This is a genomic window from Aeromonas sp. OTU364, assembly GCF_038440395.1.
Taxonomy (GTDB): Bacteria; Pseudomonadota; Gammaproteobacteria; order Enterobacterales; family Aeromonadaceae; genus Aeromonas.
Map to the genome: position 1 here is coordinate 98368 of NZ_JASATR010000011.1, position 17332 is coordinate 115699.

The 17332-nt window shown below is 62.9% G+C and carries 12 protein-coding genes, 5 tRNA genes and 1 riboswitch; of the genes, 10 read left to right on the top strand and 7 right to left on the bottom strand.

Going from position 1 to position 17332, the window contains the following annotated elements; genetic code table 11:
* Positions 1–22 precede the first annotated feature (22 nt).
* The 6 genes from AAHB08_RS12515 to AAHB08_RS12540 all read left to right on the top strand — a co-directional run bounded on the left by AAHB08_RS12515 (position 23) and on the right by AAHB08_RS12540 (position 5069).
* Positions 23–787: a DUF3450 domain-containing protein gene (locus AAHB08_RS12515; RefSeq protein WP_202046608.1), complete on the top strand. Its 765-nt coding sequence runs from the start codon at positions 23–25 to the stop codon at positions 785–787.
* Positions 784–2157: a MotA/TolQ/ExbB proton channel family protein gene (locus AAHB08_RS12520; RefSeq protein ID WP_202046609.1), complete on the top strand. Its 1374-nt coding sequence runs from the start codon at positions 784–786 to the stop codon at positions 2155–2157. The genes AAHB08_RS12515 and AAHB08_RS12520 overlap by 4 nt, the downstream gene beginning before the upstream one ends.
* A 10-nt stretch (positions 2158–2167) precedes the next feature.
* Complete coding sequence (locus AAHB08_RS12525; protein WP_068979220.1) at positions 2168–2695, top strand: MotA/TolQ/ExbB proton channel family protein; 528 nt, start codon at positions 2168–2170, stop codon at positions 2693–2695.
* A gap of 67 nt (positions 2696–2762) precedes the next feature.
* Complete coding sequence (locus AAHB08_RS12530) at positions 2763–3170, top strand: ExbD/TolR family protein (protein ID WP_005327075.1); 408 nt, start codon at positions 2763–2765, stop codon at positions 3168–3170.
* A 16-nt stretch (positions 3171–3186) separates the two neighbouring features.
* Positions 3187–3822: an energy transducer TonB gene (locus AAHB08_RS12535; RefSeq protein ID WP_106887700.1), complete on the top strand. Its 636-nt coding sequence runs from the start codon at positions 3187–3189 to the stop codon at positions 3820–3822.
* 11 nt (positions 3823–3833) lie between these two features.
* Positions 3834–5069, top strand: a complete 1236-nt coding sequence (locus tag AAHB08_RS12540) for a tetratricopeptide repeat protein (protein WP_205642351.1) — start codon at positions 3834–3836, stop codon at positions 5067–5069.
* A 376-nt stretch (positions 5070–5445) separates the two neighbouring features.
* Here the strand turns inward: AAHB08_RS12540 and AAHB08_RS12545 are convergent, their stop codons facing one another.
* Entirely contained in the window at positions 5446–8484 is a 3039-nt protein-coding gene (locus AAHB08_RS12545) for a glycosyl hydrolase family 18 protein (protein ID WP_446699529.1), read from the bottom strand.
* Positions 8485–8597: 113 nt separating this feature from the next.
* Positions 8598–8681: riboswitch (cyclic di-GMP riboswitch) on the bottom strand.
* Between the two features lie 295 nt (positions 8682–8976).
* On the opposite strand from AAHB08_RS12545, the gene AAHB08_RS12550 reads away from it, so the two are divergent.
* Positions 8977–11124 carry an ExeM/NucH family extracellular endonuclease gene (locus AAHB08_RS12550; RefSeq protein ID WP_342059104.1) on the top strand — a complete coding sequence of 716 codons (2148 nt, stop codon included), beginning with the start codon at positions 8977–8979 and terminating at the stop codon, positions 11122–11124.
* A 148-nt stretch (positions 11125–11272) separates the two neighbouring features.
* On the opposite strand, the gene AAHB08_RS12555 is transcribed toward AAHB08_RS12550, so the two are convergent.
* From AAHB08_RS12555 to gltX, 6 genes are all read right to left on the bottom strand, one after another.
* Positions 11273–11348 (bottom strand) — tRNA-Ala (locus AAHB08_RS12555).
* 40 nt (positions 11349–11388) lie between these two features.
* Positions 11389–11464: transfer RNA gene (locus AAHB08_RS12560), tRNA-Ala, on the bottom strand.
* 58 nt (positions 11465–11522) lie between these two features.
* Positions 11523–11598 (bottom strand) — tRNA-Ala (locus tag AAHB08_RS12565).
* A gap of 63 nt (positions 11599–11661) precedes the next feature.
* Positions 11662–11737, bottom strand: a tRNA-Ala gene (locus tag AAHB08_RS12570).
* A 28-nt stretch (positions 11738–11765) separates the two neighbouring features.
* Positions 11766–11841 (bottom strand) — tRNA-Ala (locus tag AAHB08_RS12575).
* Between the two features lie 237 nt (positions 11842–12078).
* Positions 12079–13494, bottom strand: coding sequence for a glutamate--tRNA ligase (gene gltX, locus AAHB08_RS12580; protein WP_139436726.1), 1416 nt, complete (start codon positions 13492–13494; stop codon positions 12079–12081).
* Between the two features lie 251 nt (positions 13495–13745).
* Between gltX and AAHB08_RS12585 the strand changes: the two genes are divergently transcribed.
* The 3 genes from AAHB08_RS12585 (at position 13746) to AAHB08_RS12595 (ending at position 17097) form a co-directional block, all read left to right on the top strand.
* A complete protein-coding gene (locus AAHB08_RS12585; protein WP_342059105.1) occupies positions 13746–15848 on the top strand; it encodes a methyl-accepting chemotaxis protein in 2103 nt (700 codons plus the stop codon).
* A gap of 99 nt (positions 15849–15947) precedes the next feature.
* Entirely contained in the window at positions 15948–16616 is a 669-nt protein-coding gene (locus tag AAHB08_RS12590) for a LysM-like peptidoglycan-binding domain-containing protein (RefSeq protein WP_139436730.1), read from the top strand.
* A 271-nt stretch (positions 16617–16887) separates the two neighbouring features.
* Positions 16888–17097: a cold-shock protein gene (locus AAHB08_RS12595; protein WP_005327092.1), complete on the top strand. Its 210-nt coding sequence runs from the start codon at positions 16888–16890 to the stop codon at positions 17095–17097.
* Positions 17098–17332 lie beyond the last annotated feature (235 nt).

Sequence of the window (17332 nt, forward strand, 5' to 3'; positions counted from 1 at the left end):
TATGAAAACAAGGACTATTACAATGAAGAAAGCGCTCCTCGGCAGCCTGGTTTCGGCTGCCCTGCTGACCAGCTTCAATCTGAGTGCCGCCTCTGCCGGTCAGGCAGTGGACGCTCAAGCCGCCACCGACAATGCCTCCAAAGTATCCCAGCAGAAGATCGACAGCTACGCCGAGTCTGCCGAGTCTGCCTTGGCCCAGTACAAGGCCGCCCTGCGCCAGGTCGACAGCCTGCGCACCTACAACGAGCAGGTGGGCAAGATGGTCGACTCCCAGAGTGCCGAACTGGCCTCGATGCAGCGCCAGATAGCCCAGATCGATCAGACCAGCACCGAGGTGGTGCCCCTGATGCTCAAGATGATCGACTCCCTCGATCAGTTCGTCGCCCTGGACCTGCCGTTCCAGAAGGTCGAGCGGGAGGACCGCGTGGCGGCCCTGACCGACCTCATGAACCGGGCCGACGTCACCATCTCCGAGAAGTACCGCAAGATCCTCGAGGCCTACCAGATCGAGGAGGGCTTCAGCCGCACCATCGAATCCTACAAGGCCAGCCTGGACAAGGACGGCGGCGAGAAGACCTACGAGTTCCTGCGCGTCGGCCGCATCGCCCTGCTCTACCAATCCCCGGATGGCAACGAGACCGGCATGTGGAACAAGAAGACCCGCCAGTGGGAAGAGCTGCCCCAGGAGTATCGCAGTGCGGTTGAACAGGGCCTTCGCATCGCCAAGAAGCAGGCGCCCCCCGCCCTCATCAAGCTGCCGGTTCAAACTGCGGAGAAAGCATCATGAAAGGAATCAGACTCGCCATTGCCTCCCTGATCGCGGGAGCCACCCTGATCACCCTGCCGGTGACCGCCGCCGAGAAACCGGTGGATCTCAATGCCCTGCTGAGCCAGGTCAAGGCCGCCAGCACCAGCGAATCCCAGCTCAACAAGGAGCGGGAGGCCCGCTTCCTGGCTGACAAGAACGAGCAAGGGGCCCTGCTGGCCAAGGCCAAGGCGGAGCTGGCCGCCGAGACCGCCAAGGGCGAGCAGCTCAAGGCCACCTTCGATGCCAACGACAAGCAGCTCACCGAGCTGACCGAGACCCTGCGCCAGCGCTCCGGCAACATGGGCGAGATGTTCGGCGTGCTGCGCCAGTTCGCCGGCGAGTTCAAGGGGATCTTCAACGCCTCCGCCCGCCGGGTCGAACACCCTGAGCAGACGGCACTGCTGACCCGTCTGGCGGAGAGCAAGGAGCTCCCCTCCAGCGACGATCTGACCGCCTTCTGGACCACCACCCTAGGCCGCATGGTCGATGGCGGCAAGGTGAGCCAGATCCCGGCCACCGTGGTCTACGGCGAGGGCAACCAGGCCGAGAAGACGGTGACCCAGATAGGCGAGTTCAACACCGTCTCCGAGGGCAAGTACCTCACCTTCGTGCCGGAGACCGGCAAGTTCGAGCAGCTCTCCCGTCAACCGGAGAAGAGCGTGCTGGAGCCGATCGCCGAGTTTGAACAGGGCAACGGCGCCGTCGAGCCCATCTTCATCGACCCGTCTCGTGGGGTGATCCTCTCCCTGCTGGTGCAGTCACCGACTCTCAAGGAGCGGATCGATCAGGGGGGTGAAGTGGGTTACGTCATCATGGTGCTCGGCGTGCTCGGCACCCTGCTGGCCATCTTCTGCGGTATCCGCCTGTCGTTGATCGGCTCGTCCATGCGCAAGCAGCTGAAATCCGAGCAGATCGTCAAGGGCAACCCCATCGGCGAGATGCTGGGGGCCTATCAGTCCCACCGCGGTGACAACATAGAGGATCTGGAATCCAAGCTCGACGAGATCATCCTGCGCAACGTGCCCAAGTTCGAGAAGGGCATCAGCATCATCAAGCTGATCGCCTCGGTCGCGCCGCTGCTGGGTCTGCTGGGTACCGTAGTGGGCATGATCGCCACCTTCCAGGCCATTACCCTGTTCGGTACCGGGGATCCCAAGCTGATGGCGGGCGGCATCTCCGAGGCCCTGGTCACCACCATGCAGGGTCTGGTGGTCGCCGTGCCCATGCTGTTCCTCTACACCATAGTGCAGACCCAGAGCCGTCGTCTCATCCAGGTCCTGGAAGAGCAGAGCGCCGGCTTCGTCGCCCGTTATCAGGAACGTCTGCACGCCGCCAAAGCCGCAGCCTAAGGAGTCACCCATGTGGTTCTGGTTGATTGAAGAAGTCGAGTCGGTCCGCCGGTTTCTGGGATTGGGGGGCGACGTACTGGTCGCCCTGTTCTTCCTGACCCTGATGATGTGGGCCCTGCTGCTGGAGCGCTGGTTCTACTTCATGGCGGTCTATCCCAAACAGGTGAAGCAGACCAAGGCGACCTGGCTGGCCCGCAGCGATCACCTCTCCTGGTCTGCCAAGCAGATCCGGCGCGAGCTGGTCTCCCGGGTCGCCATGGCGGTAGACAAGGGGATGCCGGTCATCAAGGTGCTGATCGCCCTCTGTCCGCTGATGGGACTGCTCGGCACAGTGGTGGGCATGGTGCAGGTGTTCGACACCCTGGCCATCACGGGCACGGGTTCCCCCAGGGCCATGGCCTCGGGGATCTCCAAGGCGACGGTACCGACCATGGCGGGCATGATTGCCGCCCTTTCCGGCCTGTTTTTTGTCAACCAGCTCGATCACAAGGCCAAGTTGGCGGTGCAGAAGCTGGAAGACAACCTGAAACACGGCTGATGCAGGATGCACATCCCCGGCAGGCCCTGGCCCGCCGGGGCACAGAACAAGCAAGGAGTTTTTTGCCATGAGAAAACGTCACAGCGACAGCGGTGCCGATGAGGCGGCCATCGATCTGACCCCCATGCTGGACATAGTGTTCATCATGCTGATCTTCTTCATCGTCACCACCTCGTTCGTCAAGGAGTCCGGCGTGGAGATCAACCGCCCGAGCGCCAGCACGGCCGAGACGGTGAAGAAGGGGAACATCATGGTCGCGGTCCGCGAGAACGGCCAGGTCTGGGTCGACAAACGGGTCGTCGAGGTGGGCGCCGTGCGTGCCAACATCGAGCGGCTGCGGGCGGAGAACCCGGAGAGCGCCGTGGTGATCCAGGCCGATACCGAGTCCCGTTCCGGGCTGGTGGTCCAGGTCATGGATCAGATCCGCATGGCCGGTGTCCAGAACATCTCCATCGCGGCGAGCAAGAGCAGCTGATGCCGGAGCGAGCACCATGAGATACCTGATAGCGATAGCTGTCTCCTGTGTGGTGGTGTTCTTCCTGTTTCTGGGAATGAACAAGCTCATCACACCGGATCACCGGGAGCTGACGGAGAGAGAAGACGTCACCATGACCGACTTCATTCGCCTCAAGCCCCAGGAGACCCTGCAAGAGAAACAACGGGAACTGCCCAAACCGCCGCCCCCGAACCGCCCGCCGCCCCCACCCGAGATGGAGGTGGCGAGCACGGACAGGCCCAAGATGGACAGTGCCCCCATGGACATGCCCAAGCTCGACATCCCGGTCAACATCGGCGGCGGCAACGCCCTGGGTGCCTACAGCACCGGCGGCGGCGGTGGCGGCATGGGCGGCAACAACGGCGCCATGCCCATGGCGACCTTCGAGCCCATGATGCCCCGCAAGGCGGCGCTGGCCGGTCTCGCCTCCGGCAAGGTACTGGTGGAGTTCACCGTCACCGAGCGCGGCACCGTCAGCAACATCCGGATCGTCAAGGAAGAGCCCCGCAGCTACGACCTCGGCAAGGAGGCGCGCAAGACCATTGCCAAGTGGACCTTCAAGCCGGCCATGGTGGACGGCAAGCCCCAGGCAAGCCGCATGCAGCAAGAGATCGAGTTCGCGGTCAACTAAGGAAGGTGGCGATGAAAAAGTTACATACCCTGATCCTCGCCCCGGTGGCCATGGCGGTACTGCTCAGTACCGCCGGCTGGGCCGCCGAGCAACCCGCCCTGTCTGATCGCGCCTACCGCGCGGTCAACAAGGCCCAGGCGTTGATCACCGAGAAGAAATACGGCGAGGCCAATGCCAAGCTGCAGGAGGCGCTGTCCGGCGCAGGCGAACGGGTCTACGACAAGGGGGTCATTCTGCAGACCCTGGGCTTCGTGGCCGCCCAGCAGGAGAAATACAGTCAGGCGACCAGATACTTCGCCGATGCCATCGCCACCGGCGGCCTGCCGCAGCCGGTGGCCCAGCAGGTGCGCTACAACCTGGCCCAGCTCTATATGGCGGAGGGGAACTTCAAGGGCTCCATCAGCACCATGAAGGAGTGGTTTGCGAACCTCGGCAAGGACGAGAAGCCGACCCCGCACGCCTACATCACCCTGGCCAACGCCCATGTGCAGCTCAAGCAGTACCGGGAAGCCATACCGGCGGTGGATCAGGCGATCAAGCTCTCCGCGGGCAAGGCGCCGGAGTCCTGGTATCTGCTGAAGATGGCGGCCCACTACGAGCTGAAACAGTACAAGCCGGCCACCGAGGTGCTGACCGCCCTGGTGGACAAGTACCCGGAGAAGAAGAAGTACTGGACCCAGCTCTCGGCCATGCACATGCAGGCGGGCAACGATGCCAAGGCCCTGGCGGCGCTGGAAGGCGCCTACAACCTCGGCATGCTGACCGAGGCGGCCGAGTTGCAGCGGCTCGCCAACTACCTGGCCTTCGCCGGCATTCCCCACCGCGCCGCCCGCGTGATGGAGAAGGCGATGAAGGAGGGGACCATCGAGAGCAGCGCGGCCAACTACAAGACGCTGGCCAACTACTGGCATCAGGCCAAGGAGCTGGATCCGGCCATCGACACCCTGGCCAAGTCCTATCAGCTGGCCCCCAGTGCCGAGCTGCAGCTGAAGATGGCGCGCATGATGATCCAGAGCAAGCGATACAAGGATCTGGTCGCCCTGGCCGCCAAGCCCGCCGCCAATGCCAGCGGCGAGCAGCGGGCGGATCTGAAGTTCCTGACCGGGGTCGCCTACTTCGAGCAGCAGAAACCCAAGGAGGCGCTGAGCGCCTTCACCCAGGCCGCCCAGAATGGCAACGTCAGTGGCCGCGCCTCCCCCTGGATCAGCTTCCTGAAGGAGCAACAGGGCGGCGCCGTCACTCAATAAACCGGCACGCCATGGGCAAGCATCCGCCCATGGCGACTGCCCATCCACAAGGGGGTCAGCCCCGCAGCTTGCCTGGTGGCAATTGGCCGCTCTTCGGAGCGGTCTTTTTTATGGTCCCCTCCCCGGTTGTCACGAGATCCCTTCCTTGTATGAGGCGCAAAAAAATCCGGAGCCTGGGCTCCGGATTGGGTCATTGGGTTGACGAGGGGTTGGCCCCTCAACCGATTTTCAGTAGTTGCACACCAGCTTCCAGCTGCCGTCACCCGCTCTGAGTTCGCTGCTGGTACAGCATCCGGGACAACTCAATTGTTGGACACCAGCTTCCAGCCGCCATCGCCCGCTCTGAGCTCGCTGCTGGTACAGCAGCCGGGACAACTCAATAGTTGCACACCAGCTTCCAGCTGCCATCGCCCGCCTTGGGCTCGCTGCTGGTCCACCAGTTGGCCTGCCACACCGCCTTGCCGTTGGTCATGCGGTCGTTGCCATTGGCGTGATCCCCGCGCGGCCAGGTCGGATAGGCATTGTAGTCCGCCGGGTTGACGTTCTGGCTGGCGCAGCTGGTGCCACCGCTACCGCCGTCACCGCCACTGCTGCCCCCCAGTACCGCCTCGGCCAGGGCCGGGAAGTCGGACTTCAGGCCTATGGTCTGGCTGCCGGCAATCAGGCGCATGCCGCTCGGCACGCCGGCGGCCGGCAGGTAGTAGGTCATGGCCACTTCCACCTCGGTGCCCGGCGCCCAGGCCTTCCAGGCCGGCAGCGTCAGGGCCACCTTGTGGAAGTCCTTCTCATTGGCGATGCCGTCGGAGTTCTGGTTGCCGCCGCTCTCTACCACTTTCAGCCCCATGCCGCTCTGGTCGGTGATGGTGTCGGAGGTGGAGGCGGGCATCAGGAACTCGATGCGGGTGCCGCCCGGTATGGTCTGGGTCGACTTGTTGGTGAGCTTGAGGGTCGGGTTGATCGGGTAGTTGGAGTCCCCTTCCTTGAAGCCGGAGAGGCTCACGCCGATGTCGAGCTGGGCGGCCGGGGCCGGCAGATCGTTCTGCTTCAGGGCCGCCTTGTCGGCCTTGCTGAACTTCTCGTAGGCGAGGCTGGTGAGGGTGCTGCCCATCACGTACTCGTTCTTCGCGGCGTCGAAGTCATAGTCTCCCGCCATCTCCCAGAACATGACGCCCCCCAGGCCCCGCTTGACTATGTAGTCGAGCTTGTGACCCATGGACTCTTCATCTTCGGTGGAGAGGAACACCTTCTTCTGCTCGTTCCACAGCCAGGGCGCGTGGGCCTTGTCGTCGTAGTAACGCACATACTGGCCTTGCATCACATGGGCCGGGTTGTTGGGATCCAGACCCCAGGCCTGGCCGTAGCTCGGCAGTGTGGTGATGCCGAGGCTGGCCGCGTGTTCCAGGTTCTTGGCATGCCACATGGGCACGGCGCCGCCGCCTATCTCCTTGCCGTTCTTGTCCAGATCATGCCAGATGTTGTCGATGCCGACCGCCCCGTTGCCGCACGGGATGGTGCTGCCACCTGTGCCCGGCTGACAATCGCTCTGGCTCGGCAGCGCCGCCTTGCCCCCCAGGCCGTGGGTGCCACCGGTGACCCCCTGCCAGCCACGGGTGTAGTAAGGCACCCCTATGTTGATCTTGCCCGCTGCCAGGGCGCCGCGGAAGTAGTGGGCCGCCCAGGCGGAGTTGAGGTAGCCGATGCCGCCAAACTGGGCCTGGGTGTAGACACCCCACTGGGACAGCTCGGGATCCGCCTTGTTGTCGAACAGGGCGGCGTTGTGGCCGACGAAGTGGTTCCAGGCACCGTGGAAGTCATAGGTCATCAGGTTGACGTAGTCGAGGTACTGGGTGACCTGGAAGTTTTCCATGCCGCGCAGCAGGTAGGCCGAGGCCGGCGAGGCGATGGTCAGCATGTACTTGCGACCGTCCTCGGTCCCGGCGCTGTCGAGCTTGTTGCGCAGGGTCTTCATCAGCACTTCATAGTTCGCAAACAGCTTGCCGCGACACTGGTTGGAGAGCGGGAAGTCGTTGGGGTTGCCCGCATCCTTCATGGAGGTGGGGTACTCGTAGTCGATGTCCACCCCATCGAAGCCGTACTGGCGGATGAAGCCCACCGCCGAGTCGGCGAAGGCGTTGATGCCGGCGGTGTTGACCGAGCAGTCGCCCTTGGTGGTGGCGGCGTAGAAGCCGCGAGTATCGGCCCAGCCCCCCACGGAGATGAGGGTCTTCACGTCCGGGTACTGCTTCTTGTACTTCGACAGCAGGTTGAAGTGGCCCTGATAGGCGAACTCGGGATCCATCTCGGCGCCCGGCACCCCGTTCCAGGTCAGCTTGGTGGCGGCGTCATCCACCTTGATGGTGTGGCTCTGCTCGTCCACCGCCGCGAAGGCGTAGTTGATGTGGGTGATCTTGTCCCAGGGGATGTCGCCCACCAGGTAGGCGGGCAGGCCGTTCTTGCCGGTACGCCAGGAGGTGAAGTAACCGATGACGCGGCGGCCGTGGTCATCCCCCATGCACTCGCTGCCGTCGGCGCGGTAGATCTGGCGCACGTCGCAGGAGAGGTTGCCGCCGGTGGGGGGCAGGGCCGCCTCCTCCACCTGGACATCCACCTGGGCTGACTCGCCAGAGAGATTTGCCTTGTCGGTCGCCACCAGCTTGAGGCCGGTCAGCCCCTTGTTCTGTGGCGTCCAGCTCAGTTGCCAGGGGGCGCTGCTGTCCTCGCCCACCTTCTGGCCATTCACGAAGAGCTCGACCTTGGCGACGTCGTCATTGGCGTCGGTGACATTGCCGGTCACGGTGAGGGCGCGGCCCAGGGTCACCCTGGCCCCGGCGGCGGGGCTGGCGATGCTCACCCTGGGCGCCTCGGGCGCCACCACGGCGGCGACCTGGAAGCTCGAATCCGCCTCGCTCAGCACCTTGCCGTCTTTATCCAGCGCCCGTGCCTTGAGGGCGTGATTGCCCACACCGGCGGCAGACCAGCTGGCACTCCAGGGGGAGGCCGTGGCCGTGGCGACCAGGGTGCCGTCGATCAGGTATTCCACCCGGGCGAGCGCCGTGACCGGGCCGCTCAGGGTCACCGCCAGGGCCAGGCTGGCCCCTTCGCTGACGCTGCTGCCCACGGCGGGGGAGCCGATGGCGACCACCAGGGCCGGCGGCGGCACTTCGCCGCCATAGAGCTTCCAGGCATCGGCCCAGACGGCGCCGACACCGGGTTCGTAGTGGTAAGGCGACGCGCCGCACCAGCCGGAGTAAGGGAATTCCTTGCATTCATAGAGGGCGCCTGCGTTGCTGACGATGTCGCCAGCCTTGTAGGCGGTGCCGGCCTGATAGGCGGGATAGGCGGCCTGCGCCCAGGCAGGGACGGCCGCAAGGGCGACCAGCATGGCGAGCCTGCTGGGCCTCAAGATCTGTTGCATATTGTTATCATCCTTGTTTTGTCTTGGCTTTTAAGACCGGGAAAAGCGCAATCGCAACAGGGAACAAGGGAGCGACAACAGGCCATGGACGGGCCACAAACCCTCAAGTCACCCTGGGTAACCCCGCTGTCTGGCCCGCTTGGGGCAGATCGGAGGCTTTGCGTCCCGGCATCACTGCCGGTTTGCCCTTTGCCTGGGTTCCGTGAGGAACGGCTCGAGTATAGGAAGCAAGTGGCAACCGCTCAATCTTTATTCTCTAAGGAAAATATGTGAATGCCGGCCGGCTCACACTTCCCCTCAATCGGCCAACTAACCATTAAGTCATTAATATCAATCTATTAGCCACGTCAAAAAAACAGACTCAGCCTCTTTTGTCTCCCCATAATGTGCGTTGCCTCACTGGTCAGAGCTGCCAGAAATGTGACAATGCGCGCCCTTGGCCAAAGCGCCAAGGCTATGGAAACACTGGCAAAAATAAAAAAAGGAATACCCATGAAAGGAAGACCTACCCTGCTGTCCCTGGCCGTGGGGCTCGCCCTCGCATCCCCGTCTCTCCATGCCGCCGGCTTCAGCTGCCCGGCCGACAGCGCCCTCACCCCCATCCCCGCCATCCAGGGCAGCGGCGACAAGAGCCCCCTCGTCCCGGGCGATCTGTTTGAAAGCCCCGGGACTGTCAAGGTCAAGGCCCTGGTCTCAGCCCTTGGCGAGAGCCTGAACAGAGGCTTCTACCTGCAGGATCTGCAGGGGGACGGCAACCCCGAAACGTCGGACGGCATCTTCGTCTACCTCAACGACAAGCAGTTCGCCAGCAAGTACCCGGACATCCAGCCGGGCGCCCTGGTCTGCCTGGAGGCCAGGGTCGAGGAGTTCTACGGCCACACCCAGCTCAAGCCACTGGTTGACGGCAGCGCCCCGCGCCTGGCGGTGCTGGCCCAGGGCGCGGCCCCGGCCGCCACGGCGCTGCGGGTGCAGGAAGGGGAGACCCTGGCCCGGGCCCTGGAGCGCCACGAGGGGATGCGGGTACGCCTCGATGAGGGCAGCGAGCTCAAGATAAGCCGCAACTTCAGCTACGACTACGCCGCCAAGCGCAACAACCTGGTGCTCGCCCACGGCGCCCCGCTGATGAAGCCGACCCAGCTCCATGTGGCGGGCAGCCCAGAGGCCGTGGCGCTGGCCGAGACCAACGCCGGCAACCGCGTCTTCCTCGAGTCGGACTTCAAGGCCGCCAACGGCAAGCTCCCCTGGCTGCCGGCCTGGGAGCCGGAGCAGGGCTATCTGCGCATCGGCGATGCCCCGCTCAACCTGGAGGCCCTGGTGGGCTACAGCTATGACGAGTACCGCCTGATCGTGCCCAAGGATCAGCGCATCACCGCGGGGGATCTGCTGCGCACTGACGAGAACGACCGCCAGGGTGCTCCGGCCCGCGCTCATGACAGCGACCTGCGGATCGGCAGCTTCAACGTGCTCAACTACTTCACCAGCCACTCCAGCGTGGGGGGCGCCCTCAACGTGCTCTGCGCGGATCAGGCGGATGCGGACAACGCCAAGGGCTGCAACCGCGGCGCCAAGAGCCTGGAGGAGTTCCAGTTGCAGCGCGCCAAGATAGTCAACGCCATCGCCGAGATGGACGCCGATCTGCTCGGCCTGATGGAGATGGAGAACAACGGCTTCGACGAGCACGCCGCCCTCCACGATCTGGTGCAGAGCCTCAACGCCCACCAGAAAGAGGCGAGCAAGCATTACGCCTTCGTCACCCTGCCCAAGGCCCTGCTCACCGAGGAGCACTTCTTCGGCGGCGACGCCATCATGGTGGCCATGATCTATCGCCCCGCCCTGCTCACCCCGAGCGGGGATGCCGAGGTCATCCCCCTGCCTGAGCAGCGCTACACCACGGGCGGCGTCGCCAAGAGCGCAGGTCAGCGGGACTCTCTGGTGCAGCGCTTCACCGTGGCGGGCAGCGACGCCCCTCTGACCCTGGTGGTCAACCACCTGAAATCCAAGGGTTCGGGCTGCTACGAGAACGGGGATGGCAAGACGGAGCCTGCGGATCTGCAGGGCAAGTGCACCGAGTTTCGGGTGAGCGCCGCCAGGGTACTGGGGGAGGCGGTGAGCAAGATGCCGGGTCAGGTGCTGCTGGTGGGGGACTTCAACTCCTACGCCAAGGAGGATCCCATCCGGGTGCTGACCGACTATGCGCCGGTCGCGGGGGAGCGCCAGATCCGCTCCGCCTCCCACACCTTTATCGGCGAGCTGCCCTACGAGCAGATGGGCCAGGCGGTGGGCAAGGGTTACGGCCTGGTGGATCTGAACGTCAAGTTCAACCAGGCGAAAGCCATCTCCTACAGCTACGAGGCCGAGCTCGGCACCCTGGACTACGCCCTCGCCAACCCGGCGCTGGCTGACAAGGTGGTGGCGGTGGCCGACTGGCACATCAACTCGTTCGAGAGCAACCTGTTCGAATATGGCGGCGCCTTCACCGGCGATCTCATCAAGTCGGACAACCCCTTCAGCGCCTCGGACCACGACCCCGTCATCGTCGACCTCAAGCTCAAGGAAGAGAGCAAGGGGGGTGGCGGGGCCATGGGGGCACTGCTGCTGGCCCTGTTGCCGCTGGTCTGGCGGCGTCGGCACTCGTCATGATCCCCATTGAATAACGCTAAAAGCCCGCGACAGCCGCGGGCTTTTTCATTTTGGCCATTTGATTTGTAAATGAAGAGCCCGTCATCATGAAAAAAACAAATACCCAAACAAACAAAAAGGCCACCGCGATGCGGTGGCCTTAAGTGTTTGGTGGAGCTACGCGGGATCGAACCGCGGACCTCTTGCATGCCATGCAAGCGCTCTCCCAGCTGAGCTATAACCCCAAGTTGTGGCGAATCAAGGTCAAGACCTTCACTCTGAATTTGGTGGAGCTACGCGGGATCGAACCGCGGACCTCTTGCATGCCATGCAAGCGCTCTCCCAGCTGAGCTATAGCCCCAAATTCTTTCTTCATTAGACAACGGGTTCTGGCGGCCAGTTGCCTTACTGCTAAATAGTGGTGGAGCTACGCGGGATCGAACCGCGGACCTCTTGCATGCCATGCAAGCGCTCTCCCAGCTGAGCTATAACCCCACAAAGGTCGGCCTGGGTGATACACACCGCACTGCCCTGGGTACTTCATGTCAATCAGGAACCTGGTGGAGCTACGCGGGATCGAACCGCGGACCTCTTGCATGCCATGCAAGCGCTCTCCCAGCTGAGCTATAACCCCTTGGATTCCAGATTGTTCGAGGAGAATTTGGTGGAGCTACGCGGGATCGAACCGCGGACCTCTTGCATGCCATGCAAGCGCTCTCCCAGCTGAGCTATAACCCCAACTCACCTCGGCGCTACCAAAGTTATCTCTGGCAACGGAGGCGCATGATAGGCATCACCCGCTTTGCTGTCAACCCAAAAATAACGCCCGCTGGAGCGTTTAGTCAAAATTCAGGCAGTTAGCTGTTTTTACCGCCAACTGCGTCGCTATGTCGCTGTTTTATGTCATGAATCTGAGCGCCGCACAAAAGCAAAGGGCCCCCTTGCGGGAGCCCTTTTTCAAGCAATGGCAGAGGCTTATTCGGCTGCCATCCGCGCTTCGATATAGGCCAGGGCCCGATCGATGCGGGCCAGCACCCGCTCCTTGCCCACCAGCGCCATCACGGCGTCGATAGCAGGAGATTGGCCCAGACCGGTCACCGCCACGCGCAGCGGCATGCCGACCTTGCCCATGCCCTGACCCAGTTCGGCGGCAGTGGCTTCAATCAGCTCGTGCAGCGCCTCGGTGGTCCAGGTCTCCAGGGCCGCCAGCTTGGCCCTGGCCAGGGTCAGCGGCTCGGCAGCGACGCCGCGCAGGTGCTTCTTGGCGGCCGCTTCGTCGATGGCCTCGTACTCTTCGAACAGATAGCGGCTCTGAGCGGCCACCTCCACCAGGGTGTTGCAGCGCTCGGCCAGCAGGGTCACCACGGCAGGCAACGCCGGGCCCTTGCTGGTGTCGATGTTCTGGGCGGCCATGTGCCATTCCAGGTGCTTGGCCACATAGGCCGGATCCAGGCTGCGCATGTAGTGGTTGTTGAGCCACAGCAGCTTGTCGGTGTTGAAGGCGGAGGCAGACTTGGAGATGGCATCCAGGCTGAACAGCTTGATCATCTCCTCCAGGCTGAAGATCTCCTGATCGCCGTGGGACCAGCCCAGACGCACCAGATAGTTCAGCAGGGCTTCCGGCAGGTAGCCGTCGTCCCGGTACTGCATCACGGAGACAGCACCGTGGCGCTTGGAGAGCTTGGCGCCGTCGTCACCCAGGATCATGGAGACGTGGGCAAACTCTGGCACGGGCGCGTTCAGGGCCTTGTAGATGTTGATCTGGCGCGGGGTGTTGTTGATGTGGTCTTCGCCACGCACCACGTGGGTGATCTCCATGTCCCAGTCATCGACCACCACGCAGAAGTTGTAGGTGGGGGCGCCGTCGGTGCGGCGGATGATGAGATCGTCGAGCTCGGTGTTGGCGAACTCGATGCGGCCACGGACGTGGTCATCGAACACCACTGAGCCTTCGGTGGGGTTGCGGAAGCGAATGACGTGGGGCGCATCGGCCGGGTGATCGTGGGCGGCATCCCGGCACTTGCCGTCATAGCGGGGCTTCTCGCCGCTCGCCATCTGGCCTTCGCGCAGCGCCTCCAGACGCTCCTTGGAGCAGAAACACTTGTAGGCACGGCCATCGGCCAGCATCTCGTCGATGATGCCGTTGTAGCGATCGAAGCGCTTGGTCTGGTAGTAGGGGCCCTCATCCCAGTTCAGCTCCAGCCATTCCATGCCCTCAATGATGGCGTCGATCGCCTCCTGAGTGGAACGTTCCAGGTCGGTATCCTCGATACGCAGCACGAACTCGCCGCCCTGGCTCTTTGCGAACAACCAGGAATAGAGTGCGGTACGGGCACCGCCGACATGCAGAAAGCCGGTCGGGCTGGGAGCAAAACGGGTTTTGACTTTCATCTTTAAGCCTTGTGTAGAGGGCCTTGGGCCAATGCGTTAGAAAAAACCGTCGCATTTTAGCACTCAGAATCACGGATGGGAAAACCATGCAATAGTCGGGGCCTAAACAGGTCTTGATTCCGCCGGGGTACCGTTCTTTGAGAGGGATCGCAGAACCTCCCCTGATTTTCAGCTTTGCTGATCAACATTGCTGGAGGAATCTCCCGCCATGCCGATAATTCATACAACTTTCTACTCACAAGGAACACGAGATGCAGTTTCGCTCCATCCAGAATCGCATCCTGGTACTGGCGGGGGTCGCCATGACCACGGCCCTGGTCATCCTGATCCTGCTCAACCAATACTCGAGCAAGCAGTCCCAGCAGCTGACCATCAGTTCCAGCCGCGCCGCCCTGCAGCAGGAGGCCTGGCAGAAGGTGAGTGCCAACGCCCGCGCCGAGGCCGCCACCATCACCCAGTTGCTGCAAAAGGGACTCTCCTATACCCAGCAGATGGCCAGCGTCTTCGCCCAACAGCAAGGGGGCAAGCTGCCGCTGGATCGCCAGCAGGCCACGGATCTGCTCAAGGCGCAGCTCGGCCTGGAACCCCAGCTCTACGGCGCCTTCGCCGGCTTCGAGCCCAACGGCTTCGACGGCCAGGACAGCGCCTTCGCAGGCCAGAGTGCCCTTGGCAGCGATGACAAGGGGCGCTTCGTCCCCTACTTCTATCGCGACAAGGAGAACATTGGCTCGGATCTGCTGCTCTCCATCGAGAAGAGCGACCCGGACGAATTCGGCAATCCGGCCAACGACTACTACGCCTGCCCGAAACGGGAGGGGCGCTCCTGCCTCATCGATCCCTTCAAGGTGGACATCAACGGCCAGCAGGTGCTGGTGAGCACCATCACCACCCCCATACTGGTGGGCGGTCAGTTCAAGGGCATTGCCGCGCTGGATCTGGCGGTGGACTCCATCAGCCGCCAGGCCCAGTCCCTCAACAGCAACATCTATGACGGCAAGGGAGAGACCCTGATCGTCAGCGCCGCCGGCGTCATCACGGGCACCAGCGGGGACCCCGGCCTGCTCGGTAGCCGCGCCGACAAGCTGCTGGGCGACGGCTGGCAGCAATACCTCAAGCCCGAGCTGCAACGCCAGGAGCTCGACGAGGCGTTTCGCATCTCTGTGCCCATCGCGGTGCCGGGCATGGCCCGCAACTGGGCCATCATAGTCACCCTGCCCTATCAGGTGGTGCTGGCGGGGGCCGATCAGCTGGAGAGCCAGCTCACCGAGATGAACCGGGCCGCCATGACCCAGCAGCTCATCGGTGCCCTCATCGTTCTGGTGCTGGCCCTGGCCACCATGCTGGTGATCGCCCGCAGCATCACGGGCCCCATCCGCCAGATGGTCAGCCTGGTGGATGACATCGCCGATGGCGAGGGGGATCTCACCAAGCGCCTGAACACCCGCTCCCAGGACGAACTGGGGTCACTGGCCCGCGGCATCAACCGCTTCATCGACAAGTTGCAGGCGCTGCTCGGGGACGTGCAGAAGACAGCAAGCGAGGTCCATCGCCACGCGGGGGATACCGACCGCATCGCCGGCCAGACCGACAGCAACCTGCAGCATCACCAGGCGGAAATGGAGCAGATGCTGACCGCGGTGCAGGAGATGTCCTATGTCAGCCAGGAGGTGGCCACCCACGCCAACAACACCGCCGACTCCGCCAAGCAGGCACAGGGGGCGGCGGATCAGGGCAAGGTGCGCTTCCAGCAGGTGATCCAGTCCATGCACAAGGTGGCGGCCGAGGCGGGCAAGGGGGCCGAGGTGGTCGAGGGGCTGGCCCACGACAGCGAGCAGATCACCAGCATACTCACCGTCATCCAGGGCATCGCCGATCAGACCAACCTGCTGGCGCTCAACGCCGCCATCGAAGCGGCCCGGGCCGGCGAGCAGGGGCGCGGCTTTGCGGTGGTGGCGGACGAGGTGCGCAAGCTGGCGGGCAACACCCAGCAGGCGGTGCAGAACACCCAGGAGCTGATCGAGAAGATCCGCCACAGCTCGGCCAATGCGGTCAATGCCATCCAGCAGAGCCAGCAGCTGACCCATCAGGCGGTGGGCGAGGCCGATCTGGCGGAAGCGGCCCTCGACAGCATCTTCCAGGCCATCGCCACCATCAACGACATGACCTATCAGATAGCCTCCGCCGCCGAGGAGCAGAGCTCGGTTTCCGAGACAGTCTCAGGCAACCTGTCAAAAACCAACGCACTGGCCAACGACATCGCCCAGGATGCGACCAATACGGCGAAAGCCAGCCAGGCCTTGCGCCAGGCGGCCGAACGTTTGCAGCAGTTGCTGGGGCAATTTCGTCTCAGCTGATAATTTTCATGCTCAGGGCTCTCCCCCTCGGGGGCGAGTCCGTTTACCATAGGCGCTATATTTGCCTGATGGCAGGCAATGTAGTGAGAGGTAAATGCCGTGCCCACCCCGGACCGTCGCCCACGTGGCCATAACAGACGAGCCCAGCAGCGTCGCCAAGACGAATCACAAGGAACCCTGCTCCATCGTATCAATGCCGCTACCCTGCCCCTGCGTCAGCGCCTCGGCCAGGGCATGAGCGGCCTTGGTCAACGCAACAAGGAACCCAGAACCAGCTCATTCAAGCTGGCGAGCCCGCTGCCGCGCAAGCACACCATAGGCCTGCTGGTGCTGGTGCCTCTCTGGTTGTTGCTGCTCGCCTGGGAACCCGCCCCCGCCGCCCCCAGGGCGGCCCCTTCCGGTTCGCTCGCCGTGCCGCTGGCGGTGCCGACCCAGGCGCTGACCGTGGGCAACGGGGCCGCAGGCAGTGCGCCGGTCGCGGCCAAACCGGTCGAGGAGAAGGTGGATGGCACCTGGCTGCAGCACGAGGTGCAGGCTGGCGAGACCCTCTACTCCATCTGGCGCAAGTTTGAACTGCCGGGCGCCGAGCTGAGCCGCCTGATCGCCATAGAGGGGCCTGACAGGCCGCTGACCCGGCTGCAATCGGGCAAGTCGGTGTTCATCCTGGTGGACACAGGGCGCCGCATCCAGCGGGTCGAGATCCGCTCCTTCGGTCAGGCAAACTACCGCTACGACCGACAGGGTGAAGGGTTCGCCCTCAAGGAATAAAAAAACGGGAGGCCATGGCCTCCCGTTTTTTTGACCAGAAGCATGAAACAAGCCGCTGACTTCCCAATACTTTTAGCTCGCTCAAAAAATGAAAAGTGCCAAATTGACAAGGGATCGGGCTCCAGTACAATCGATTGTGCTTTAGACAGGGATTGTACTGCATGCCACTGGAACAAATTGACGTAGTCAGTCATGGGTAGGCCCCTGCATTCTAGGCAAATGCTGCCCAACAAGGCGTTAGTTTCATTTTGTTATAGATAGGACTTACCACATGTCTGACATTCGCACCGGCCAAGTAAAATGGTTCAACGAAACCAAGGGTTTTGGCTTCATCGAGCAATCCCAGGGACCGGACGTTTTCGTTCACTTCTCCTCCATCCAGAGCACTGGTTTCAAGACCCTGGCTGAAGGTCAAAAAGTCCAGTTCACCGTGACCCAGGGCAAGAAAGGCCCGCAGGCTGAGAACGTGACTCTGCTCTAAGCCGCACTCGTGAACTCGCAGGAGGAGCCATGGCCCCTCCTATTTTTTTGCCCGCCGTTTCCCCTTCCCCGCCACGCTCATAAGCCTGTCCGCAGCAACCACAACCCTCCCCAACACCTGTGCACAAAGCGGCTACAGAAGACATGGGTCTGATATGGCTGAATGCCGGATACGACAAATCATCGCTGCGCGATGTGATGGACAATTCAAATGGATGATGAGGACTTCGAAGAGA